The 22,252-nt window shown below is 73.8% G+C and carries 21 protein-coding genes and 2 riboswitches; of the genes, 6 read left to right on the forward strand and 15 right to left on the reverse strand.

The window, feature by feature from the left end; all coding sequences use genetic code 11:
• Positions 1 to 110: 110 nt before the first annotated feature.
• Positions 111 to 1,952: an ABC transporter family substrate-binding protein gene (locus ACU4ZT_RS11575; RefSeq protein WP_063072628.1), complete on the reverse strand. Its 1,842-nt coding sequence runs from the start codon at positions 1,950 to 1,952 to the stop codon at positions 111 to 113.
• 364 nt (positions 1,953 to 2,316) lie between these two features.
• On the opposite strand from ACU4ZT_RS11575, the gene ACU4ZT_RS11580 reads away from it, so the two are divergent.
• From ACU4ZT_RS11580 to ACU4ZT_RS11590, 3 genes are all read left to right on the forward strand, one after another.
• The gene (locus ACU4ZT_RS11580) at positions 2,317 to 3,066 is read left to right on the forward strand and encodes a CPBP family intramembrane glutamic endopeptidase (RefSeq protein WP_414749074.1); all 750 of its coding nucleotides are present in this window, start codon (positions 2,317 to 2,319) and stop codon (positions 3,064 to 3,066) included.
• 107 nt (positions 3,067 to 3,173) lie between these two features.
• On the forward strand, positions 3,174 to 3,581 hold the full coding sequence (locus tag ACU4ZT_RS11585) for a DUF485 domain-containing protein (protein ID WP_270979466.1): 408 nt from the start codon (positions 3,174 to 3,176) through the stop codon (positions 3,579 to 3,581).
• A 20-nt stretch (positions 3,582 to 3,601) separates the two neighbouring features.
• A complete protein-coding gene (locus ACU4ZT_RS11590) occupies positions 3,602 to 5,200 on the forward strand; it encodes a solute symporter family protein (RefSeq protein WP_063072647.1) in 1,599 nt (532 codons plus the stop codon).
• Positions 5,201 to 5,248: 48 nt separating this feature from the next.
• Here ACU4ZT_RS11590 and ACU4ZT_RS11595 read toward each other — a convergent pair whose 3' ends face one another.
• The 10 genes from ACU4ZT_RS11595 to ACU4ZT_RS11640 form a co-directional block, all read right to left on the reverse strand.
• Positions 5,249 to 6,118: a MurR/RpiR family transcriptional regulator gene (locus tag ACU4ZT_RS11595; protein ID WP_063072625.1), complete on the reverse strand. Its 870-nt coding sequence runs from the start codon at positions 6,116 to 6,118 to the stop codon at positions 5,249 to 5,251.
• Complete coding sequence (phnE, locus tag ACU4ZT_RS11600; RefSeq protein WP_445337219.1) at positions 6,105 to 6,911, reverse strand: phosphonate ABC transporter, permease protein PhnE; 807 nt, start codon at positions 6,909 to 6,911, stop codon at positions 6,105 to 6,107. The genes ACU4ZT_RS11595 and phnE (ACU4ZT_RS11600) overlap by 14 nt, the downstream gene beginning before the upstream one ends.
• Positions 6,908 to 7,702, reverse strand: coding sequence for a phosphonate ABC transporter, permease protein PhnE (phnE, locus tag ACU4ZT_RS11605; RefSeq protein ID WP_415318172.1), 795 nt, complete (start codon positions 7,700 to 7,702; stop codon positions 6,908 to 6,910). Before phnE (ACU4ZT_RS11605) ends, phnE (ACU4ZT_RS11600) begins: the two co-directional genes overlap by 4 nt.
• The gene (phnC, locus tag ACU4ZT_RS11610; protein WP_063072622.1) at positions 7,699 to 8,520 is read right to left on the reverse strand and encodes a phosphonate ABC transporter ATP-binding protein; all 822 of its coding nucleotides are present in this window, start codon (positions 8,518 to 8,520) and stop codon (positions 7,699 to 7,701) included. Before phnC ends, phnE (ACU4ZT_RS11605) begins: the two co-directional genes overlap by 4 nt.
• Positions 8,521 to 8,523: 3 nt before the next feature.
• Positions 8,524 to 9,492: a phosphate/phosphite/phosphonate ABC transporter substrate-binding protein gene (gene phnD / locus ACU4ZT_RS11615; protein ID WP_445337220.1), complete on the reverse strand. Its 969-nt coding sequence runs from the start codon at positions 9,490 to 9,492 to the stop codon at positions 8,524 to 8,526.
• Positions 9,489 to 10,235, reverse strand: coding sequence for an HAD family hydrolase (locus tag ACU4ZT_RS11620; protein ID WP_414764101.1), 747 nt, complete (start codon positions 10,233 to 10,235; stop codon positions 9,489 to 9,491). The genes phnD and ACU4ZT_RS11620 overlap by 4 nt, the downstream gene beginning before the upstream one ends.
• A gap of 218 nt (positions 10,236 to 10,453) precedes the next feature.
• On the reverse strand, positions 10,454 to 13,429 hold the full coding sequence (gcvP, locus tag ACU4ZT_RS11625; RefSeq protein WP_445337221.1) for an aminomethyl-transferring glycine dehydrogenase: 2,976 nt from the start codon (positions 13,427 to 13,429) through the stop codon (positions 10,454 to 10,456).
• The gene (gcvH, locus tag ACU4ZT_RS11630) at positions 13,426 to 13,797 is read right to left on the reverse strand and encodes a glycine cleavage system protein GcvH (RefSeq protein ID WP_445337222.1); all 372 of its coding nucleotides are present in this window, start codon (positions 13,795 to 13,797) and stop codon (positions 13,426 to 13,428) included. Before gcvH ends, gcvP begins: the two co-directional genes overlap by 4 nt.
• Positions 13,794 to 15,005 carry a glycine cleavage system aminomethyltransferase GcvT gene (gcvT, locus tag ACU4ZT_RS11635; RefSeq protein ID WP_445337223.1) on the reverse strand — a complete coding sequence of 404 codons (1,212 nt, stop codon included), beginning with the start codon at positions 15,003 to 15,005 and terminating at the stop codon, positions 13,794 to 13,796. The genes gcvH and gcvT overlap by 4 nt, the downstream gene beginning before the upstream one ends.
• A 43-nt stretch (positions 15,006 to 15,048) precedes the next feature.
• A riboswitch (glycine riboswitch) is annotated at positions 15,049 to 15,142 on the reverse strand.
• A 1-nt stretch (position 15,143) separates the two neighbouring features.
• Positions 15,144 to 15,230: riboswitch (glycine riboswitch) on the reverse strand.
• Positions 15,231 to 15,384: 154 nt separating this feature from the next.
• Positions 15,385 to 15,846 carry an SseB family protein gene (locus tag ACU4ZT_RS11640; protein ID WP_063072616.1) on the reverse strand — a complete coding sequence of 154 codons (462 nt, stop codon included), beginning with the start codon at positions 15,844 to 15,846 and terminating at the stop codon, positions 15,385 to 15,387.
• 150 nt (positions 15,847 to 15,996) lie between these two features.
• Here ACU4ZT_RS11640 and ACU4ZT_RS11645 point away from each other — a divergent pair, with 150 nt between their 5' ends.
• Complete coding sequence (locus tag ACU4ZT_RS11645; RefSeq protein ID WP_063072615.1) at positions 15,997 to 16,368, forward strand: BlaI/MecI/CopY family transcriptional regulator; 372 nt, start codon at positions 15,997 to 15,999, stop codon at positions 16,366 to 16,368.
• Between the two features lie 38 nt (positions 16,369 to 16,406).
• Here ACU4ZT_RS11645 and ACU4ZT_RS11650 read toward each other — a convergent pair whose 3' ends face one another.
• Complete coding sequence (locus ACU4ZT_RS11650) at positions 16,407 to 17,177, reverse strand: copper resistance CopC family protein (protein ID WP_445337224.1); 771 nt, start codon at positions 17,175 to 17,177, stop codon at positions 16,407 to 16,409.
• A gap of 266 nt (positions 17,178 to 17,443) precedes the next feature.
• Here ACU4ZT_RS11650 and ACU4ZT_RS11655 point away from each other — a divergent pair, with 266 nt between their 5' ends.
• Entirely contained in the window at positions 17,444 to 18,835 is a 1,392-nt protein-coding gene (locus ACU4ZT_RS11655) for a PP2C family protein-serine/threonine phosphatase (protein WP_063072613.1), read from the forward strand.
• A gap of 127 nt (positions 18,836 to 18,962) precedes the next feature.
• A complete protein-coding gene (locus ACU4ZT_RS11660) occupies positions 18,963 to 19,358 on the forward strand; it encodes a ChaB family protein (RefSeq protein ID WP_081235136.1) in 396 nt (131 codons plus the stop codon).
• Between the two features lie 19 nt (positions 19,359 to 19,377).
• On the opposite strand, the gene ACU4ZT_RS11665 is transcribed toward ACU4ZT_RS11660, so the two are convergent.
• From ACU4ZT_RS11665 to ACU4ZT_RS11675, 3 genes are read right to left on the reverse strand one after another with little or no spacing between them, the layout of a single operon-like run.
• Positions 19,378 to 20,511: a thiolase family protein gene (locus ACU4ZT_RS11665; protein WP_445337225.1), complete on the reverse strand. Its 1,134-nt coding sequence runs from the start codon at positions 20,509 to 20,511 to the stop codon at positions 19,378 to 19,380.
• Positions 20,501 to 21,616 (reverse strand): class I adenylate-forming enzyme family protein, encoded by a 1,116-nt coding sequence (locus ACU4ZT_RS11670; protein WP_414749027.1) that lies wholly within the window; start codon positions 21,614 to 21,616, stop codon positions 20,501 to 20,503. The genes ACU4ZT_RS11665 and ACU4ZT_RS11670 overlap by 11 nt, the downstream gene beginning before the upstream one ends.
• Positions 21,616 to 22,212, reverse strand: coding sequence for a GNAT family N-acetyltransferase (locus ACU4ZT_RS11675; protein WP_063072610.1), 597 nt, complete (start codon positions 22,210 to 22,212; stop codon positions 21,616 to 21,618). Before ACU4ZT_RS11675 ends, ACU4ZT_RS11670 begins: the two co-directional genes overlap by 1 nt.
• Positions 22,213 to 22,252 lie beyond the last annotated feature (40 nt).

Below are 22,252 nucleotides of genomic sequence, written 5' to 3' on the forward strand. Positions count from 1 at the left end.
CGGATCCGGAGATCACGAATCGGCAACGGACATGGAGAGGGTGCCGAGGCCAGGCGGCCTCGGCACCCTCGCACCCTCCCGTTCAGGGGACGGCGCTCACTGCTTCCGTGCTACTTGGCTGCGGCCTGCGCCGGAGCCCACTCCCAGTAGTTCCAGAAGTAGGTCGGCGAGAGGAACGCCGGCTTGACGCCCGTGACCGACGAGCTCCAGGCGGTGAGGCCCGGGAACTGGAAGATCGGCGTCGTCCAACCCTGCTGCTGGATCAGGGTCTCGGCCTGGATGAGCAGATCGCGCTGCTTGTCCTTGTCGGTCTCCGTGTCCAGCTGCTTGAACAGCGAGTCGATCTCGGGGTTCGACCAGCCGAAGTAGTTGTTGATGCCGCCGGTCTGGTAGTTCGGGCCGGACTCGCCGACCGCGAGGCTCGTCGACTGCCATCCGAAGAGGGCGATGTCGTACGAGGTGGTCTTGCTGGAGAGGTCGGCACCCCACGTGGCGCTGTTCACGTCGATGAGGTTGAAGCCGGCCAGCGCTGCCGACTGGCGCATGAGCTCGAACTCCTGCTGGCGACGCGTGTTGCCCTGTCCGTAGATGACGCGGGCGTCGATCGTGCCCGTGACGCCGGCCTTGGCGAGGTCCGCCTTGGCGCCCTCGATGTCGACCGCCTGGTCCTTGTAGCCGTTCTTCTCGACCGAGGCCTCGTAGTTCGGCGTGCCGGGGACGAAGACGTTCGAGTTGCGGAGCTCGGCGTCGGTCTGCAGGGGCTTGATCAGCTTGTCGAGGATCTCCTCGCGCGGCAGCGTCTTGAAGAACGCCTGGCGGACGAGCTTGGCCTTCTCGGCGTCGCCGCCGAACTTCGAGGGGTCGAACGGGCCGCCGTTGGTGACCTGGAGGTCGACGTGCTCGTACGTGCCCTCGGCCTGGCCCTTGTACTCGATGCCGCTGAGCCCCTGGACCTGCTGGAGGAGGTCGGCCGTGGGCTGACCGGACGCGATCTGGACCTCGCCGTTGGAGAGGGCCTGGATCTGCGCCTGCGGGTCCTTGATGAAGCGGACCGTGATCTTCTCGTACTTCGGCTTCTTGTCGCCGGTGTACTCCTTGTTGGCCGTCAGGGTGATGTACTGGTCGGCCTTGAGGTCGGTGATCGTGTACGCGCCGTCGCTCAGGGTCTTCTGGGCCTCCGTCGGCATGTCCGAGTAGCGGTAGCCGTCGTTCCAGACCTTGGAGACCGGGGCGAGGACGCTGGCGTCCTTGTCCTGGATCGCCGTGATGAGCTTCTTCTTCGCGTCCTCCGGCGAGAGGTTCTCGTCGGGGAAGGCGAGCTGCGTGGTGCCGTGGGCGGAGACGCCGACGCCGTTGCCGGTCGCGACCTCCCAGTCGACGTACGGCTGGTCGTACGTGTAGGTGAGGCTGCGGCCGTCGTCGCCGATCTCGGGGGTCTTGGTGACCAGGCCGAGGCGCGCGTCCGCGATGGCGCCGGAGTTGAAGAAGACCTGGTCGTCGGCGACCTTGGCCACGCCGTCGTCGTCCTTCTGCACCGCGTCGTCGCCGACCGTGTTGACGTTCGTCGTGTTGGCGGCCCAGTTGAGCAGCATGTCCGCGGCGTCGACCGGGGTGCCGTCGCTCCACTTGACGCCCTCGTTGATCGTGAACTTCACGACCAGGGGGTCGTCGGACACCTTCTCGTACGTGCCGAAGTCGGTGTCCTTCTGCAGCGAGGGGCCGTCGTCGTAGTAGTTGAAGGCCCGGTTCGTCAGGTACACGATGTTCGTGTTGGCGGTGGCGTTGCCGGTCGCCGACAGGTTGTTGTACTCGAGGAACGGGTCGTTCCAGGCCACGGTGATCTCAGTGCCGGCGATGACCTCGGACTGCTGAGCGGGCGCAGAGCAGCCGCTGAGTACGAGGGCACCGGAGACGATGACGGCACCAGCCGCTGCGAGGCGTCTGATTTTCAAGGTTCCTCCTGTGCATGGGAATGGCGCGGACCCACCGTGCGTGCGGTCGACCGCGCAGATAAGAATGACCCTAGGTACGGCTGGGAGTCTTTGCAAAAACTGGGCACAAACGTTACATACCGGTAACTCGGACGCGCGGATCCGCGCGTCGGGGTCCGGATCCGTGCGTCCGGACGGTCGGGATCGCGCGTGATCTCCGGCCTCGACGACGGATCGCGTCGTCCGGGGCACCGTCGGCCACGAGCCCGCCGACAGCCGGGGTGCGGGTGGCCGCGCCTAGGATCGGCCCGTGCCCGACGCCCCCTCCCCCGCCGCGACCCGACCCGCCCGACCCGCGGCGCCGCGGCCCGCGGTCCGCCGGCGGATGCGGATCGAGATCGCCCTCGTGCTCGGGCTCTCGCTCGGGGCGAGCGCCGTGTACTCCGTGCTCCGGATCGTCGACCTCTCCACGCGGCCGGAGGCGCTCGGCTCGCAGAGCGCCACGATCAACCGGAGCCTCAACGACCGGCAGGTGTTCGACCTGCTCTACCAGCTGCTCGACATCGCGACCGCGCTCGTGCCGGTCGCCCTCGTGCTCTTCCTGCTCTGGCAGCCGGGGCGCAGCGCGTTCCGCCGCATCGGCCTCGACGCCTCCCGCCCGGGGCGCGACGCGGCCGCCGGGTTCGGCCTCGCCGCGCTCATCGGCGTGCCGGGGCTCGGCCTCTACTTCGCCGGCCGCGCGCTCGGGATCACGGTGGACGTGGTCCCGACCGCGCTCGACTCGTACTGGTGGACCGTGCCGGTGCTCGTGCTCGTCGCCCTGCGTGCGGCGCTGCAGGAGGAGGTGATCGTGGTCGGCTACCTGTTCACGCGGCTCCGCGAGCTCGGCTGGGGGCACGGCCGGATGGGGACGTGGAGCGTGATCCTCGTGGCCGCCGTGCTGCGCGGGAGCTACCACCTGTACCAGGGCTACGGGCCCTTCCTCGGGAACGTCGTGATGGGCGTCGTCTTCGGCTGGTGCTACGTGCGCTTCGGGCGCACGGCGCCGCTCGTGGTCGCCCACCTGATCCTCGACGTCGTCAGCTTCGTGGGCTACCCGGTCGCGCTGCAGCTGCTGCCGGGACTCTTCGGCTGACGGGTTTCCGGATGCGACCGGGGGCGCGGCCCTGGCGCATCCGGCGCACCTGTGCCTAACCTGGGAACGCCGCACGACGAGGTGCGGCCTCATCTCGAGGAGATCCCATGGGCGACGCCGCTCATCCGACCGGGGACCCCCGGCCGGCCGTCGACTACCTGGAGGTCGAGGACTCGGCCCGGTTCCGGGAGCTGAAGCGGGCGCACCGCAGCTTCGTCTTCCCGCTCGCCGTCGCGTTCCTCGTCTGGTACTTCGCGTTCGTCCTGCTGTCGGACTACGCGCACGAGCTCATGTCCACGCCCGTCATCGGCAACGTGAACCTCGGGATCCTGCTGGGGCTCGCGCAGTTCGTGACGACCTTCGCCATCACCACCTGGTACGTGAGCCGCGCGAACTCGCGCTTCGATCCGATCTCCGCGGAGATCCGGGCGGACCTGGAGGAGCGCGAGCGCATCGCGGTCGAGGCGCCGCGCGGGTCCACCCCGCCGGAGCGCCGGAAGGACGGCCCGCGGTGACCGCCGCGACCGGAGTCGTGATGGCGACGACGCCCACGACCGACACGGGCGACCCCGTCCTCAACATCTCGATCTTCGGGGCGTTCGTGGTCATCACCCTCGTGATCGTGTTCCGCGCGAGCCGCAACAACTCGACCGCGGCCGACTACTACGCGGCCGGCCGCTCCTTCACCGGGCCGCAGAACGGCACCGCCATCGCGGGCGACTACCTCTCGGCGGCGTCGTTCCTCGGCATCGTGGGCGCCATCGCCATCAACGGGTACGACGGGTTCCTCTACTCGATCGGGTTCCTCGTCGCGTGGCTCGTGGCGCTGCTGCTCGTGGCCGAGCTGATGCGCAACACGGGCAAGTTCACGATGGCCGACGTGCTGAGCTTCCGGCTGAAGCAGCGGCCCGTGCGGCTCGCGGCGGCGACCACGACGCTCGCGGTCTGCTTCTTCTACCTGCTCGCGCAGATGGCGGGCGCGGGCGGCCTCGTCTCGCTGCTGCTCGGGATCGACGACCGGCTCGGGCAGTCGCTCGTGATCGCCGTCGTGGGCGCGCTCATGATCGTGTACGTGCTCGTCGGCGGGATGAAGGGCACGACCTGGGTGCAGATCATCAAGGCCTGCCTGCTCATCGCGGGCGCCGCCGTGATGACCGTGTGGGTGCTCGCGATCCACGGGTTCAACGTCTCGGATCTGCTGGGCGCGGCGGCCGCCGCGGCCGACAAGCCCGTGCTCGAGCCCGGCAACCAGTACGGGGCCACGGGCATCACCAAGCTCGACTTCCTGTCGCTCGCGCTCGCGTTGGTGCTCGGCACCGCCGGTCTCCCCCACGTGCTCATGCGCTTCTACACGGTGCCGACCGCGAAGGAGGCGCGTCGCAGCGTCGTCTGGGCGATCTGGCTCATCGGGATCTTCTACCTCTTCACCCTGGTGCTCGGGTACGGCGCGGGCGCGCTGCTCGGGAGCGAGCGGATCCTCGCGGCCCCCGGCGGCGTGAACTCCGCGGCGCCGCTGCTGGCGCTGGAGCTGGGCGGCCCGATCCTGCTCGGGATCATCGCGGCGGTCGCGTTCGCGACGATCCTGGCGGTGGTCGCTGGTCTCACCATCACGGCGGCGGCGTCCTTCGCGCACGACGTGTACGGCAGCGTCATCAAGAAGGGCCAGGTGTCGGCGAACGGCGAGGTGCGGGTCGCGCGGATCACGGTGGTCGTGATCGGCCTGGTGTCGATCGTCGCGGGCATCGGCGCGAACGGGCAGAACGTGGCGTTCCTCGTGGCGCTGGCCTTCGCGGTGGCGGCGAGCGCGAACCTGCCGACCATCCTCTACTCCCTCTACTGGCGGCGGTTCTCCACCCGGGGCGCGGTGCTCAGCATGTACGGCGGGCTCGGGACGGCGCTCGTGCTCATCGCGTTCTCGCCCGTGGTGTCGGGCGCGGAGACGTCGATGATCCCGGGCGCCGACTTCTCGTGGTTCCCGCTGAGCAACCCCGGGATCGTGTCGATCCCGGTCGGGTTCCTGCTCGGCTGGATCGGGACGGTGACCTCCACGCGCAAGGAGGACCCGCTCGTCGCGGCCGAGATGGACGTGCGGTCGCTCACCGGCCACGGCGCCGAGAAGGCGACCGAGCACTAGGCGCGGATGCCCGGGCGCCGGTCGAGGGCGTCCGGGCCCGCGTCGCCGTCAGTCGCTGAGGTTCTCGCTGAGGATGGTGAGGACGGCCGCGCGCGTGTCCGCCGCGGTGGTGCCCAGCCGGTCGGCCACGATCTCGACGAGGGACTCGAGGACGATCACGTGCGGGATGCGCGAGGTGTGCTCGACCTCGTGCCGGAACCCGGCCTTCGCGGGCGCCACCACCAGGGCGACGTCGGCGAGGGCGCCGAGGGGCGACGTCGCGAACGAGGTGACGGCCACGACGGCGGCGCCCGCCGCGCGGGCCGACCGCGCGCCGCGGAGGCTCAGCTCGTTGGCGCCGCTGCCGCTGATGACGACCACCACGTCCTCGGGCGACAGGCGGCTGACCGCGATCTGCTGGCCGACCGGATCCGCGACGAACTCGGCGGGGCGGCCGACCGCGGTGAGGCGCATGGAGAGGTCGAGCGCGAGCGGCGAGGACAGGCCGCTGGCGACGATCACCAGGCGGCGCGCGGCGACGACACGCGCGACCGCGTCCTCCACCTCCGCCTCGGTGAGCACGCTCCCGACCCGCGGCAGGGCGGCGGCGAGCGCGTCGAGGTCGGAGCGGATCCGGCCGAGCGCGCTGGGGCCGTGCGCGTCCTGCCCCGAGGTCGTCGCGCGGGCCGCGCTCCGCGCGAGCTCGCGGGTGAGGGCGACGCGCAGCTGCGGGTACCCGCGGTAGCCGAGGCTCTGGCAGGAGCGGACGACGGTGGAGCGGGCGACGCCCGCGCGATCGGCGAGCTCCTGCGCGGTGATCTCCACCACGCCCTCGGTGTCGTCGAGGATCAGCTCGACCACCCGGCGCTCGCTCGGCTGCAGGGCGTTGACCACGGTCGCGATGCGCGTGGTGGGCCCCACGTCGTCACTCCACTGCACGGACCCTCGCCCCCTCGGTGATCCGGCGGCGGATCCGGCCGGAGACGGCGTCGATCGACATGGTGACCGCGACGACGACGATGAGGAGGACGCCCACCGTGGGCCACTCCCGGTACTGAGTGTAGGAGGTGAGCATGTCGCCGATCCCGCCGACGCCGATGAGGCCGAGGACCGCCGACGCGCGCACGTTGATCTCGAACCGGTACAGCCAGAAGGAGAGGAAGTCGGCGCTCGCCTGCGGCCAGACGCCCCAGCGGATCAGCGCCCAGGAGCCGCCGCCGGCCGCGCGCACGGCCTCGAGCGGGCCGCGGTCGACGCCCTCGACGGACTCGTACCCCCACTTGCCGAGCGTGCCGACGCTCGAGACGCCGAGAGCGAGCGCGCCCGTGAGGGGCGTGAGGCCGGTGACCGAGAGGATCACGATGGCGGTGATGATCTCGGGCACGGCGCGGATCGCGGAGAACAGGATGCGCAGCGGCCAGCGGACGGCCGCGGGCGCGAAGCCGCGGGCGGCGAGGAAGGCCAGCGGCACCGAGACCAGGACGCCGATGACCGTGCCGACCCAGGCCATGAGCACCGAGATCCACGTCTGGCGGAGCGCCTCCGGGAGCTTCGACCAGTCGGGGCTGGAGAACATCAGCCAGAGGTAGCGGACGAGCTCCGCGGGGAGGTCGGCGAGGCGGTCCCAGGCGATGTCGGCCGACCAGCAGGCGACGACCACGACGCCGGTGACGGCCGCCGCGGCGACGACCCGGGCCGGGCGGCGGGGGCGGACGGGCACGGCGAGGCTCATGCGATCCTCTTCCTGATCTCGTTCGAGACGAGGTCGATCACGATGACGATCACGAGGATCTCGAGCACGATCAGCGCGAGCTGGTCGTAGCGGTAGAAGGTGCGCACGGCGTCGATGAGGAGGCCGATGCCGCCGGCGCCCACGAGGCCGAGGACGGTGGACGCGCGCACGTTGAGCTCGAGCACGTAGAGCGTCTGGCCGACGAAGCCGGGCAGGACGTCGGGCAGCGCGACCGCCCGGTCGACCTGCATCCGCGTGCCGCCCGCCGCGCGCCCCGCCTCGAGCGGGCCGGGGTCGTTCGACTCGATGGCCTCCGACACGAGCTTCACGATGATGCCCACGTTGAAGAGGACGAGCGCGATGATCCCGGGCAGCGCCCCGACGCCCACCATCGCCACGAGCAGCGCGGCGTAGAGCAGCTCCGGCACCGCGCGCACCACGTTGAGCACCGCGCGGATGGCGCCGCGGCTCACCGGGTGCGGGTTGGTGAGGCGCGCGGCCCACAGGCTGAGCGGCAGCGCGACCGCGGCCCCCGCGACGGTCGCGATGACGGCCATGGCGAGGGTCTCGAGCATCGGGGCGACGGTGCGGGGGAAGAACGCCCAGTCGGGCTCGAACAGGCGCGCGAGCTTGTCGGCGCCGTTCCGCCAGTTGCGCGCGATGGCGTCGAACCCGAACGCCACGCCCACCTGCGGGCTCATCGCGACGGCCGTGATGACGAGCACGACGGTGAGCGCGGCCCACGGCCGCCATCGGCCCGCGGGACGCGGCGGCAGCTCCCGGATGCTCATCCGAGGGTGTCCTCGGGGCGGATCGAGCGGCCGTAGATGGCCTCGAAGACGTCGTCGCCCGCGGTCGCGGCCGGGCCGTCGTAGACGACCTCGCCGGCGCGGAGGCCGATCATCCGGTCGCCGTAGCCGCGCGCGAGGTCGAGGAGGTGCAGGTTGGTGAGCACCGTGATCCCGAGCTCGCGGTTGATGCGGCGGAGGTCGCTCATGACGCCGTGCGCGGTCGGCGGGTCGAGGCTCGCGACCGGCTCGTCGGCGAGGACGAGGCGGGGCCGCTGCGCGAGCGCGCGGGCGATCGCGACGCGCTGCTGCTGGCCGCCGGACAGCGTGGACGCGCGGTCCCACACCTTGCCGAGGATCCCGACGCTCTCGAGCGCCTGGAACGCGATCTCGCGATCGGCCGTGCGCGGCAGCCCGAGGAACGTCCGCCAGCCGGGCGTGTGGGCGAGCCGGCCGACGAGCACGTTGTCGAGCACGCTCGCGCGCTTCGCGAGGTTGAAGCCCTGGAAGACCATGCCGATGTCGCCGCGGAGGGCGCGGAGCCGGCGGCCGGCGAGCCCGTCGACGCGCGTGCCGCCCACCTCCACCTCGCCGGAGGAGACGGGGACGAGGCCGTTGATCGTGCGGATGAGGCTCGATTTGCCGGATCCGGACAGGCCGACCACGGAGACCATCTCGCCGCCGGCGATGTCGAGCGAGACGTCCTTCAGCGCGACGACGCCGTTGGGGTAGCGGACCGTCACGCCGGCGAGGCGGACGGCCCACGGCGCGGAGGCCGGCGCGAGCGCGGCGGCCTCCGACAGGGAGCCGGTGGCGGTCATCCGCTACCGCAGACCGAGCGACTGGGCGGCGCGGGCCACGACGTCGAGCGACGACGGGTCGGCGGGCGCGAGCTTCGTGATGGAGTACACGGCGGTGAGGGCCGCGGAGCCCTCGGGCGTGGCCGAGTAGTCGAGGAGGGCCTTCGTGATCCGGTCCTGCAGCTCCGGCGAGAGCGAGCCGGAGACCGCGACGCCGTCGTTGGGGATCTCGTCGGTCATCGCGAACACGACGACCTTCTTCCCGACGTCCGGCTTGTCCTTCTTGACGATGGTGCGCGCGTCCCAGAAGCTGAACCCGACCTCGGCGTCGCCGTCGTAGACCGCGAGCACGGAGGCGTCGTTGGCCGTGACGGGGATCCGCTGGATGTCGGAGTCGATGTCGAGGCCGGCGTCCTTGAGCGCGAGCATCGGGTAGATGTAGCCGGCGGGCGATCCGGGCCCGAGCACGGCGACCTTGGCGCCCTTCACCTTCGCGATGGAGTCGAGCCCCTGCGGACCCGACATCGCGTCGGCGCCGTTGCAGAACAGCATGCCGTCGCGCTCGACGGGCGCGTCGTCGCAGTACTTGTCCGGGTCGTTCGTCATGAACTGGGCGGGGTACGTGATGTTCCCGTTCCGCTCCGTCTGCAGCACGACCTTGGCCTGGTACATGTCGCTCGCCTGCCACAGCTGCAGCGAGGGCAGGAAGCCGATCTGGGCCTGGTCAGCGCCCATCGCCTCGACGGCGGCCTGGTAGTCCTTCGCCACCACGCCGGTGACCGGGATGCCGAGGGCCTTCGTGAGCATGTCGGTGAGCGGCGCGGCAGTCTGGACGAGGCCGTCCTGGTCCTGCGAGGGGACGAGCGCGAGCGTGAGGGACGTCGGGTCCGCGGCGCCGGACGCACCGGCGGCGTCGCCGGCCGACGAGCAGCCGGTGAGGGCGAGGGCGGTCACGGCCCCGATGACGAGGAGCGGGAGGGCGGGCTTGTTCATGCGTGCATCTGCTTTCCGGATTCAGCGGCGAGGGGGGAGGCGGGGGTCGAGTGGTCGCGGTCGAGCCAGGCGCGGATGTCCGCGTACAGCCCGGCGACGGTGGCGGCGCGGTAGGTGGGCCGGTCGTCGGCGGACGCGGCGGGTCCGACGAGCGCGGTGCTGAAGCCGCGGGCGTGCGCGGGCTCCAGGTCGTTGACCCAGAGGTCGCCGACGCTGAGGAGCCGGGCGGCGGCGGGGCCCGCGGCGGGACCGGGATCGAGGCGGTCGAGGACGGCGCCCATCCCCGCGGGCTTGCCGGCGCCCGTGACGACCTCGTCGAACGCGCCGGCGACGCCCAGCGCGGCGAGCGCCTCGGGGATCCGGACGGCCGGCGAGTTCGTGACGAGGACGCGGGTCGCCCGGCCCTCCAGCCCGCGGAGGAAGCCGCCGAGGCCGGCGGGAGGGACGACGGGGGCGTGCGGGCCGCCGAGCTCCGCGCGGCTCGCCAGGAACGCGGCGGAGAGGAGCCGCTCGGGCACGTCGTGCTGCACCGCGAGCCCTTGCACGAGCGCGTAGCCGTCGATCGCGCCGTGGGGCCGGCCGACCTCGCGGAGGCCTGCGGTCACGGCGGCGGCGAAGCGCGTGCGCGCGTCGTCGCCGGAGAGCGTCTCCGCGACGTGGTGCGCATAGCGGAGCACCGGCCCGTCGCCGAGGGAGACGGTGCCGTCGAAGTCGAACACGAGGGTCCGGCCGGGGGTGCTCACGGGTGGCGCTCGTCTCCGCGCCCGGGTCGGGGATCCGCTCGGATCGTGTGGACGCAGCGTCCACCATAGGTAGCCCCTGTCGACGCTTCGACCCTGGGCGGTGAACGGAGGGTGAACGGGAGCGGGCGGGACGACGCGAGGGCGGCGGGACCCGGGGGTCCCGCCGCCCTCGGCGGTGGTGCGATGCGGCGCGCGGGGCGCCGCGGATCAGACGCGGATCAGGCGAACGCCTCCGGCGGCGGGCAGGCGCAGAACAGGTTGCGGTCGCCGTAGGCCTGGTCGATGCGGCGCACCGGCGGCCAGTACTTGTCGCGCACGAGGGTCGACACCGGGTAGACGGCGCGCTCGCGCGTGTACGCGTGCGTCCACTCCCCCGCGATGACCGACTCGGCCGTGTGCGGCGCGTTCCGGAGCGGGTTGTCGTCGGCGGGCCACTCGCCCGCGGCGACCGAGTCGGCCTCCTGCTTGATGCCGATCATCGCCGCGACGAAGCGCTCGACCTCGGCGAGGTCCTCGCTCTCCGTGGGCTCGACCATGAGCGTGCCCGGGACCGGGAAGCTCATCGTGGGAGCGTGGAAGCCGTAGTCGACGAGGCGCTTGGCCACGTCGTCCACCGTCACGCCGGTCGCCGCGGTCAGCGGACGCAGGTCGAGGATGCACTCGTGCGCGACGAGGCCGTCCTCCCCCGCGTAGAGCACGGGGTAGTGGTCGCGGAGCCGCGCGGCGATGTAGTTCGCCGACAGCACCGCCGCGCCGGTGGCCTGCTTCAGGCCCTCGGCGCCCATCATGCGGACGTAGGCCCAGCTGATGGGGAGGATGCTCGGGGATCCGTAGGGCGCCGCCGACACCGGGGCGCCGCCGTGCTCGATCGTGGAGACCACGCCGTCCTGCACGAGCGCGTGCACGTTGCGCTGCGCCTGCGGGTGGCCGGGCAGGAAGGGCGCGAGGTGCGCCTTCGCCGCGACCGGGCCGACGCCCGGGCCGCCGCCGCCGTGCGGGATGCAGAACGTCTTGTGCAGGTTGAGGTGCGAGACGTCGCCGCCGAAGTCGCCGAAGCGGGCGAAGCCGAGGAGCGCGTTGAGGTTCGCGCCGTCGACGTAGACCTGGCCGCCGGCCTCGTGCACGGCCTCGCAGATCGCGCCGACCTCGTGCTCGTAGACGCCGTGGGTGGAGGGGTACGTGATCATCAGCCCGGCGAGCTCGTCGCGGTGCGCGGCGATCTTGGCGCGGAGGTCGGCCACGTCGACGTTGCCGAGCTCGTCGCACGCGACGACCACGACGCGCATGCCGGCGAGCACGGCGCTGGCCGCGTTCGTGCCGTGCGCGCTCTGCGGGATGAGGCAGACCGTGCGCTGGGTGTCGCCGTTGGCGAGGTGGTAGCCGCGGATCGCGAGGAGGCCCGCGAGCTCGCCCTGGCTGCCGGCGTTCGGCTGGAGGCTCACGGTGTCGTAGCCGGTGACGTCGGCGAGCCAGGTCTCCAGCTGGAGCACGAGCTCGAGGTAGCCCTCGACGTCGTCCGCGGGCGCGAAGGGGTGGATGGCCTGGAACTCGGGCCAGGTCACCGCCTCCATCTCGGTGGCCGCGTTGAGCTTCATGGTGCAGGAGCCGAGCGGGATCATGCCGCGGTCGAGCGCGTAGTCCTTGTCGGAGAGGCGCTTGAGGTAGCGCATCATGCCGGTCTCGGAGCGGTGCGTGGAGAAGACGGCGTGCGTGAGGTACTCGCTCGTGCGGATCGAGCCGTGCGGGATCGACGACAGGTCGCCGGTCGCGCCCTCGTCATCCGCGAGCTCGGCGCCGAACGCGCGCGCGACGACGGCGAGGTCCTCGACGCGCGTGGCCTCGTCGACGCTGAAGCCGATCGTGTCGGCGTCGACGCGGAGCAGGTTGACCCCTCCCGCGGCGGCGGCCGCGAGGATCGCGTCGGCGCGGCCGGGCACGGAGACGCGCACGGTGTCGAAGAACGCGGCCTGCAGCGGCTCGACGCCCACCGTGGCGAGCGAGCGGACGAGGCGGCGGGCGCCCCGGTTGGCCTGGCGCGCGATCACGCGGAGGCCCTTCGGCCCGTGGTACACCGCGTACATCGAGGCCATCACGGCGAGGAGCACCTGCGCGGTGCAGATGTTGCTGGTGGCCTTCTCGCGGCGGATGTGCTGCTCGCGGGTCTGCAGCGAGAGGCGGTAGGCGGGGTGGCCGGCCGCGTCCTGGCTGACGCCCACGAGGCGGCCGGGCATCTGGCGCTCGAGCCCGGAGCGCACGGCGAGGTAGCCCGCGTGCGGACCGCCGAAGCCCATGGGCACGCCGAAGCGCTGCGAGGTGCCGACCGCGATGTCCGCGCCGAGCTCGCCGGGCGACGTGATGACCGTGAGGGCGAGCAGGTCGGCCGCGACGACCGCGAGGCCGCCCGCCGCGTGCACGCGCGCGATGACGGCGCTGGGGTCGAAGACGCGGCCGGAGGCTCCGGGGTACTGGATGAAGGCGCCGAACGCGTCGGGCAGCTCCGCGGGATCCACCGTGGCGAGGTCGTGCGCGACCAGTTCGATGCCGAGCGCGGCGGCACGGCTGTCGAGGAGGGCGCGCGTCTGCGGCAGGGCGTCGGCGTCGATGAGGAACACGGGCGTCTTGGCCTTGGAGGCGCGACGCGCGAGCAGCATGCCCTCCACGACCGCGGTGGACTCGTCGAGCATGGACGCGTTCGCGGTGGCCAGCCCGGAGAGCTCGGCCACCATCGTCTGGAAGTTGATGAGCGCCTCGAGGCGGCCCTGCGAGATCTCCGGCTGGTACGGCGTGTAGGCCGTGTACCAGCTCGGGTTCTCGAGCACGTTGCGGGTGATGACCGCGGGCGTGATGGTGTCGTGGTAGCCGAGGCCGATCATCGAGGTGCGCACGCGGTTGCGGCCCGCGATGCGTCGGAGCTCGGCGAGGGCGTCGCGCTCGGTGGCCGCCTCGGGCAGCACGGAGTCGCCCTCGGTGCGGAAGCGGTCGACCTGGATCGACTCGGGCACGGCCTTCGCGAGGAGCGACGGGATCGAGTCGTGGCCGAGGACGCCGAGCATGGTGGCGCGGGCCTCGGAGTCGATGCCGATGTGGCGGGCGCCGAACGCGCCGGGCGCGAAGGTCGAGGACTCCTCCGCGATGTCGGGCGCCGCGTCGGGCGCGGGCGTGGCCGGGCGGGTGCCGGCGTCGACGGCGGTCACTCGCCCACCAGCGCGACGTACTCGTCGTGGCTGAGGAGCGTGGGCAGCTGCTCGAAGCGCACCTTCACGAGCCAGCCGGATCCGAACGGGTCGCTGTTCACGAGGTCGGGCGAGGCGACGACCTCCTCGTTGACCTCGGTGACCGTGCCGTCGATGGGCGCGAAGAGCTCGCCGACCGACTTGGTCGACTCGATCTCGCCGACGACCTCGCCGCCCGCGAGCTCGTCGCCCACGGCGGGCAGCTCGACGAAGACGACGTCGCCGAGCTTGTCGGCGGCGTAGGCCGTGATGCCGACGGTCGCGACGTCGCCGTCGACCTGCACCCACTCGTGCTCGGCCGTGTACTGGAGGCTGGTCTGATCGGTCATGCGAGGGCCTTTCGCGAGTAGAAGGGGAGGGTCACGACGGTGGCGGGCACGCGCGTGCCGCGGACGTCGACGGTGAGGCGCGTGCCGGGGGCGGCGAGCGCGGGATCCACGTACGCCATGGCGACGGGGTGGCCGAGCGTGGGCGACAGGGCGCCGCTCGTGACGAGGCCGACGGGCGGCACGGCGCCCTCGGTCGCGTCCATCACGGCCTCGAGGGCGTCGGCGGAGTCGCCCGCGACCTCCTCGGCGTAGACGGGGTAGTCGGCGCGGGGTGCGCGGCGCCCCTCGGTGACGAGGCCGACGAGCACGCGGGCCGCGGGGTCCGGGCCCTTCTCGATCGCCGCGCGGCCGAGGAAGTCCCCCTCCTTGGCGAGCGCGACCACCTTGCCGAGGCCGGCCTGCACCGGGAGCGTGTGGAGGCCGAGCTCGTGGCCGTAGAGCGGCATGCCCGCCTCGAGGCGGAGCGTGTCGCGGCAGGCGAGGCCGGTGGGCAGGAGGCCGAGCGGCGCGCCGGCGGCGACGAGCGCCTCCCACAGGGCGACGGCGTCCTCGGTGGCGACGTACAGCTCGTAGCCGTCCTCGCCCGTGTAGCCGGTGCGGGCGACGAGCACGTCCTGGCCGGCGAAGCGCGCGGGCGTCGCGCGGTAGTAGCGGAGCGCCTCGAGCGGCGTCGCGGTCTCGAGCCCGGCGGTGGCCTCCAGGATCGCGCGGGAGACCGGGCCCTGCACGGCGATGAGCGCGACGTCGTCGCTCGCGTCGTCGACCTCCACGTCGTCCCGTCCCCGGGCGGCCTCGGCGAGGACGGCGAGCACGGGATCGTGGTTGCCCGCGTTGGCGACGACGAGGAAGGACTCCTCGCCCGTGCGGTAGACGATGAGGTCGTCGACGATGCCGCCCGAGGGATCCAGCAGCAGCGTGTACTTCGCCTGCCACTCGGCGATGGCGGAGAGCTTGCCCGCGAGCACGGAGTCGAGGAACCGGGCGGCGCCCTCCCCCTCCACGGCGATCTCGGCCATGTGCGAGATGTCGAAGATGCCCGCGGCCTCGCGCACGGCGCGGTGCTCGGCGAGGTCGCTCGTGTAGCGGACGGGCATGAGCCAGCCGGCGAAGTCGGTGAAGGAGGCGCCGGCGGCCTCGTGCACGGCGTGCAGCGGGGATCGGCGGGGCGGGGCGCCGGTCGCCGCGGCGGGGGCGGGTGCGTCGGTCATGGAGTCCTCCGGTCGTGACCGGCGCGGACGCCGGATGCGGGACTCCCCCTCTGTCATGTGCCTGAGAGCTTCGCGCCGTCCGAGGAGGGTGCTTTCACCGTGGGCGAGCCGTGCGGGACGACTGCTTTTCAGAGTGGCCAGTGCATCGCGGTACGTGGACCTGAGAGATTGGCGGGGAGGCTTGCTCCTTCGGTGCTCCCGGAGGAGCTCTCCCGCGATGCGTGCGCGGCCGTGTTACCGGCCCAGCATATCGAGCGGGACGTTTCGGGCGTGTGACGATCCCGCGTGCGCCCGGCGTCGTGATGCCCGGGCCGGACGCGACGACGCCGCCGCATCCGGGTGGATGCGGCGGCGTCGGACGGTCGGGTCGAGCGGTCCTCTAGATCGCGTCGGGCGACGGCGCGGCGGGGGCCGTCGTGCCGGGCTGGCCGTCCTCGTCCTGGTCGATGACGCGGCGCACGTCGTCGGCGAGCTGCGCGACGCCCTCGGGCATCATCTCGAAGCCGTCCGTGGTGCCGACGTTGATGACGAGGCCGGTGCCCTCGGGGATCGCCTGCACGAGCTCGGCGGCGGGGATGGTGGCGACGTGGTCGGCGACGCTCGTGACCTTCTCGTCGATGCGGTCCTCGTGCGTGAAGGCGGCCAGCATGGGCACGCCGTCGCGGTCGAAGAGGACCGGCTGGAGCTGGTCGGTCTCGGGGGTCAGGGGCGTGGCGGTGGGCACCACGACCACGGTGTTGATGAACTCCGTGAGGACGGCGGTCATGTCGGACTCGCCGGCCTGGCCGCGCGCGATGGCCTGCTCGAGGGGGGTGGGCTCTCGGTCCTGTGAATCGGTCATGCTCCCATCGTGCCCGATCGAGCGGCACGGCGCCTGACCGGGGCGGCACGGCGCCGAGCGGGGCGGCACCGAGCGGGGCGGCGTCCCGGGCGCGCGGCGGAGCTAGGATCGACACTTCCCGCCCACCATCCGACCCGAGGGGAGCCCGCCGTGCCGATCGGACGCCAGCGCCCCCGCGGCGAGCTCGAGGCCGCCATCATGGACGCGCTCTGGGACGCCGACGAGCCGCTCACGGCCAAGGACGTCGTAGCCCGCATCCCGGATCCGCGGCCCGCGCTCACGACGGTGCTCACGGTGCTGGAGCGGCTCGGCCAGAAGGGCCTCGTGACCCGGTCCGACGAGGCGCGCGCGCTCGAGTTCGCGCCCGCGCGGTCCCGCACGGACCACGCGGCGTCGCTCATGTCGGGCGCGCTCGCGGCCACGAAGGACCGCGAGGCGGCGCTCCTGCGCTTCGCCGGAACGCTCGACGGGGACGACCTCACGGCGCTCCGCCGCGCGCTCGGCGCGGACGACGAGGCCTGACGCTCCTCGCCGGCGCGGTCGGGCGCGGATGACCCGGCCTAACGCGGGTCGTCGGCGCCGTCCGTCGGCCCGCCGACGCTCCGACCGTCCTCACCCGGGAAGCGCCGCGACGACCGGCGCACGACGCCGAGCACGACGAGCGCGGCGGCCCCGAGGATCACGAGTCCGATGAGCACGAAGACCCACACGGGCGTCGTCTCCGCGGCGTCCGCGAGCGGCACGGACTCGCCGGACCGCGCATCGGTCGTGGGCGCGGGGGCCGCGGATCCGCCGCCCTGGGTGGTCATGGCGCCCTCGGGCTCGGGCGTCGCGGTGGGCGCGCTGCCCGCCCAGGCGTCGCCGCAGGCCGGGGCCTGGAGGATCGCCGGGCCGCCGACCGTGTCGCCCGCGGGCGCGTAGGTGAAGGAGTAGCTGCCGTCGATGGGGTGGCTGTCGCTCGAGACCGCGCGCCAGGCGACCTGGTAGGTGCCGGCCGTTCCGAGCGCGATGCGGCTGGTGGCGGTGGATCCGTCGATCGTCACGCAGCCGTCCTCGTGGAACGAGCCGTCGGAGGCGTTGACGACCTGGATCGCGAAGCCCGTGGCCTGCGCGTCGAGCGCGAGGAGGTCGTCGCTGAAGTCGAGCGCGATGCTGCCGGGCTCGACCGTGACGGTGGCGTCGGCGGCGGGCGTGGATCCGACCAGCCGGTCGTGCGCGGACGCGGCGCCGGCGGGGATCAGCGCGCCCCCGACGACGAGCACGGCGGCGCCCGCGGCGAGCGCGGCGCGACGGAGGGCGGACGGGGTGCGGGGGTGGAGCGGAGACGCCATGCGTCCATCATCCCCCGCGGCGGGCGCGTGGGGGCGGCGGCGGGCGCCGCGGCGGTCGGGCGGTCGGAGGGAGGCCCCTGCGGATCCGATCCCCGTTCGTCGTCGATTCCTTCGTCCGCGATAGGTAGCCTGGCGAGGACGATCGCTGCTGCCGGGGGGTGCTGCGGTGGCCTCGGCCTCGATGCTCCCGGGTGGACGCACCGCTCGCGCGACCCGCTGGACGACGTCCGGCCCGAGCGCTCGGCCGAAGGACCACGGACAGCACCTTGCTCGACTCGCTCACGCTCCGCATCGCCTTCGGCGTCACCTCCCTGGTGCTGCTGCTGCTCTTCGCGCTCGTCACCTACCGGGGCACGCGCTCGTCCTTCAGCTTCTGGTGGTGCGCCGCGATCGCGCTGTTCATGAGCGGATCCCTCGCCTACGTCCTCGACGGCACCGGCGGCCAGGTCTGGGCGAACCCGCTCGGCAACGGGCTCATCGTCGCCGGCTCCGCGTCCATGTGGATGGGGAGCCGCTCCCTCCGCGACCGGCCGACCCCGTGGTGGCTGGTCGTCGCGCCGGCCGTGCTGGTGACGGTCGTCTCCAGCGCTGACTCGCCCGCGACGAACGACTGGTCGGCCGGACCCCTCTTCCTCGCGCTCATGGCGGCGCTGATCGGGCTCTCGAGCCGGGAGTTCGCGCTGCTCGACGCGGCGTACTCGCGGACGCGCTGGCCGCTGCTGCTCGCGTCCGGCGCGCTCTCGGTCTACTACGGCGGGCGCCTCGTGGCGTTCCTCGCGACCGGCCCCCGGGGCGAGGTCTTCACGACGTGGTTCGGCACGCCGTCGACCGCGCTGATCACGCTCGTGCTGCTCGTCGTCGTGTCGTTCAGCATGGCGTCGCTGAGCGGCGAGCAGGCGGCCAAGGCGGCCGCGGCCCGCGCGGCCGTGTCGCGGGAGGAGCTGGTGGAGGGCGGCGGCGTGCAGCGGCGGCTCCTCCCGCGCACGGTGCCCGACCTGCCGGGCTACGAGGTCGCGGGCGCGTGCGTGCCGAGCGGCGCCGTGAGCGGGGACTTCTTCGACTGGCAGCGGACGCCCGAGGGCCTCGTCGTGACCCTGGCCGACGTGATGGGCAAGGGCGTCGGCGCCGCGGTGATCGCGGCGACCGTGCGGGCCTCCCTCCGGATCGCGCTGCCGAGCGAGGATCCGGCCCGCACCATGTCCGTCGTCGACCGGGCCGTCGAGCCCGACCTCGAGGCGAACGACGCCTTCGTCACGCTGCTGCACCTGCGGCTCGAGGCGGCGAGCGGCGGGATCACGGCCGTGGACGCGGGGCACGGCCTCGGCGTCGTCTGCCGGGTGGACGGGTCGCGGGAGACGATCCCGTCCCGGAACCTGCCGCTCGGGGCGCTGGGCACGCAGGAGTGGGCGACGAGCGCCGTGCGCCTCGACCCCGGCGACCTGCTGCTCATCTGCAGCGACGGGGTGCTCGACCTCTTCGACGGGTCGATCGGGTCGCTCGACCTGGCCGTCGACGCGGCCATGTCGGCCGGACCGCGCGCGATCGACGCGGTGACGGGCATCACGGGTCTCGTGGCCGAGCGGTCGCTGCCGGACGACGTGACGGTCGTGGCGATCCGGCGGCTGGGGGTCGACGCAGCGGGTGCCGCGCTCGGCTGAGGCGGTCGCGTCGGCGCCGGCATCAGCGTCGGCATCGGCGCCGGCATCGACCTCGGCCCGTCCGGAGGGGCAGGGTGGAGGGACCGCGGGCGCGCGAGGTCGCCCGCACCGAGCACGAGGAGGATCCGTGGCCCCCGACGACGACATGCCGAGCACCATCCGCCGCTCCCCCGAGCACGCGCAGGCGACCTGGTCGGCGGCGCACGCCGCGGCCGAGGAGCAGTACGGATCCGGCGAGCGCGCCGAGCGCACCGCCTACGCCGCGCTCGAGCACGGCTTCGAGAAGGTCGGCGACCACTGGGAGCCGAAGGACGAGGCGGGGCCGTCCGACGACGGCGCCGAGCGGCGCGGCGCGGGCACGGCCGGCGGCGTCGACGCGAACGCCTCGAAGGCGCACCTGTCGGAGGTCGCGCGCCGCCTCGACGTGCCCGGCCGGAGCCGCATGACGAAGGACGAGCTGGTCGAGGGGATCCGGAAGGCGAACGACCGCGAGACGCGGAGGGCGCGCGAGCGGGAGGGCTGACGCGGGCGCCCGACCCGGGTCAGCGCACCACCTCGACCACCGCGGCGATGCCCATGCCGCCGCCGACGGACGCCGCCGCGACGTCGATCGTGCCGGCCGGCGCGCCGCCGCGCACGAGACGGCTGAACAGCCGCACGACGCCCACCGCCCCGCTCGCGCCCCACGGGTGGCCGAGCGCGAGCGCGCCGCCGTCGGCGCAGACCCGAGGGTCGTCGTCGGCGAGCCCGAGGCGGTCGAGCACGGCGAGCGACTGGGCGGCGAACGCCTCCACGATCTCGAACGCGGCGACGCCGACGATCCCGATGCCCGCGTCGGCGAGGGCGGCGAGCACGGCGGGAGCGGCGCCGATGCCGGGCAGCGCGGGATCGCATCCGACGACCGCATGGCCCCGGACCACGAGGCCGGGGACGCCGGGCGCCCGGTCCCGCGACACGAGCGCGACGGCCGCGGCCCCGTCGCTCACCCGCGTGGCCGTGCCCGCGGTGACCGTGCCGCCGCCCCGGAGCGGAGGGAGGCGCGAGAGGAGGTCGAGGGCGGCGCCGATCGCGTCGTCGGCCGTGATGCCCGAGGATCCGACCGGGACGAGCTCCTCCGCGAGGCGGCCGGCGTCCCGGGCGGCGACGGCACGCCGGTGGCTGCGCCGCGCGTGCTCCTCCTGGCGGGCACGGGAGATGCCGTCGTGGCGGGCGAGGTCGTCGGCCGCGGGCAGCATGTCCGGATCCGGCCAGCCCGCCGGCGCGAACGGCGCCCGCGCGTAGGGGACGCCGCCCGACGAGCGGACCGGGGCGGTGGATGCGCTCTCGGCACCCCCGGCGATGCGCCCTCCCGCGGCGCCCGCGCGGATGGCCGTGGCCGCGTCGACCACGGCCGCGAGCCCGCTGCCGCACTGGCGGTCGACGGTCCCGCCCGGCACCCCGGCTCCGAGGCCCGCGGCGAGCGCGGCGATCCGCGCCGGGTTGCCGCCCGGGCCCATGCAGTTGCCGAGGAGCACGTCGGCCACCGGCAGCGCGGATCCGACGGCCCTCCCCGCGTCGACGACGACGGCGCGGATCACGGCCGCCGCGAGCTCGTCGACGGGCACGGCGGCGAGCGCGCGACCGCGCGTCGCGATGGGCGTTCGCCGGGCGGCGACGATGAGGGGCTCAGCCGGCAAGGCGGTCCGCCTCACCCGACGTCGCGCGCCGGATCGCCTCGGCGCGAGCGGGCTTCCCCGCCGCGGTGCGCGGCACGGGACCCGCGAACCACACGCGCGGCCGGCTCGCGGGTGCGAGCACGGCGGCGGCACCCGACCGCAGCGAGGCCACGTCGAGCCCGGGGCCGGACGCGCGCGGCTCGACGAGCGCGGCCACGAGCGCGCCGATGCCGGGGACGGGAAGGCCGAACACGACCGCGTCCGCCACGCCGGAGAGCGTCCGCAGCGCCGCCTCGACCTCCTCGGGGAGGACGGTCGCCGCGGCGGTGAGGATCGCCCCGTCGGCGCGGCCGCGGAGCAGGAGCCGTCCGCCGACGAGCTCCGCCAGGTCGCCCACCGTCGCCCAGCCGCCGTCGCGGCGGAGGGCGCCCGGCCGGCCGAGGTAGCCGATCGCGACCGTGGAGGAGCGCACCCAGAGCCGGCCGTTGCGCACGTCGACGTCGACCCCGGGGAAGGGACGCAGCCCCTCGCCCGCGTCGATCGCGACGAACGAGAGCTCCGCGGCGCCGTAGTACGCGACCACGCGGATCCCCCGGGCCTCGGCCTCCGCCCGGAGCGCGGGGTCGAGGGCCGCGCCGCCGACCAGGGCCGTGCGGAGGGGCGTCGTGCCGCCCGCGGCGAGGAGCCGGGCGAGGCCCTGCGGAGTGCCGTGGAAGCAGACGGCGCCGCGGGCGTCGCCGTCGCGCCCCACGAGGACCGGTCGCGGACCGCCGGCCTCCGCGTGCGCGAGCGAGAACAGGGTGAGCGACGACGCCGGCGGGGCGGGGAGCGCGATCCCGTCCGCCGGGCCGGCATCCAGGAGATCCGAGACCGCAGCGTGGGACGACCGCCACGACGCGTCCGTGCGCACGACGACACGCGGGACGCCGGTGCTGCCCGAGGTCAGCGTCGCCCAGGCCGCGTCGGACGGGACGGCCGCCTCGTCGACCAGCGCCCGGACCGCCGTCAGGTGCGCCTCCGGCATCCGCTCGTCGAGCACGAGCGGCACGTCCCCGTCGGACCGGATGCGGCGGATGCCCGCGACCACCCGGTCGTCGGAGCCGAGCAGCGGGACGATGCGCGGCATCAGGCCGTCCGCCGGATCCGGCCCCCGGGGGCGTCGGCCCGGTCCGCGAGGTCGATGCGGAACAGCGCGCACTCCTTGTCGTAGTAGCCGTGCGTGCGGCCGAGGAGGCGCATGCCGATCCGCCGGCACACCGCCTGCGACGGCGCGTTCGCCGGGTTCGTGACCGCGAGCACGCGCGTCAGCCCGCGCTCGGCGGCGTGGGCGAGCACCCGCCTGGCGGCCTCCGTGGCGACGCCGCGACCCCACGCGTCCGGGTGCAGGTGCCAGCCGATCTCCGTCTCGCCGTCCTCCGGCGCATCGCGCGGGGCGGGGTCGTCGGCGGCGAGGGGCGCGGCCGAGGCGGGCAGGTCCTTGAGCAGCAGCGTGCCGAGGAGCGCGCCGCCGTCGCGGTCCTCGATCGCCCAGATGCCGCGCACCGGGTGGTCGAGGGCGGCGTAGCGGGCGGCGCGGGCGACGGCCTGCGCGGGATCCGCCTGCACGGCCCCCGTGCCGATCCACCGCATCACCTCGGGCCGCGCGTGCAGGTCGAGGAGGAAGGGCGCGTCCGCTTCCGTGAAGCGGCGGAGGAGCAGGCGGTCGGTCGCGAGGTCGGGCATCGCCCCAGGGTAGGCGGCGACGTCGGTGGTCGCCCCTAGC

This window comes from Clavibacter davisi, from assembly GCF_052751415.1.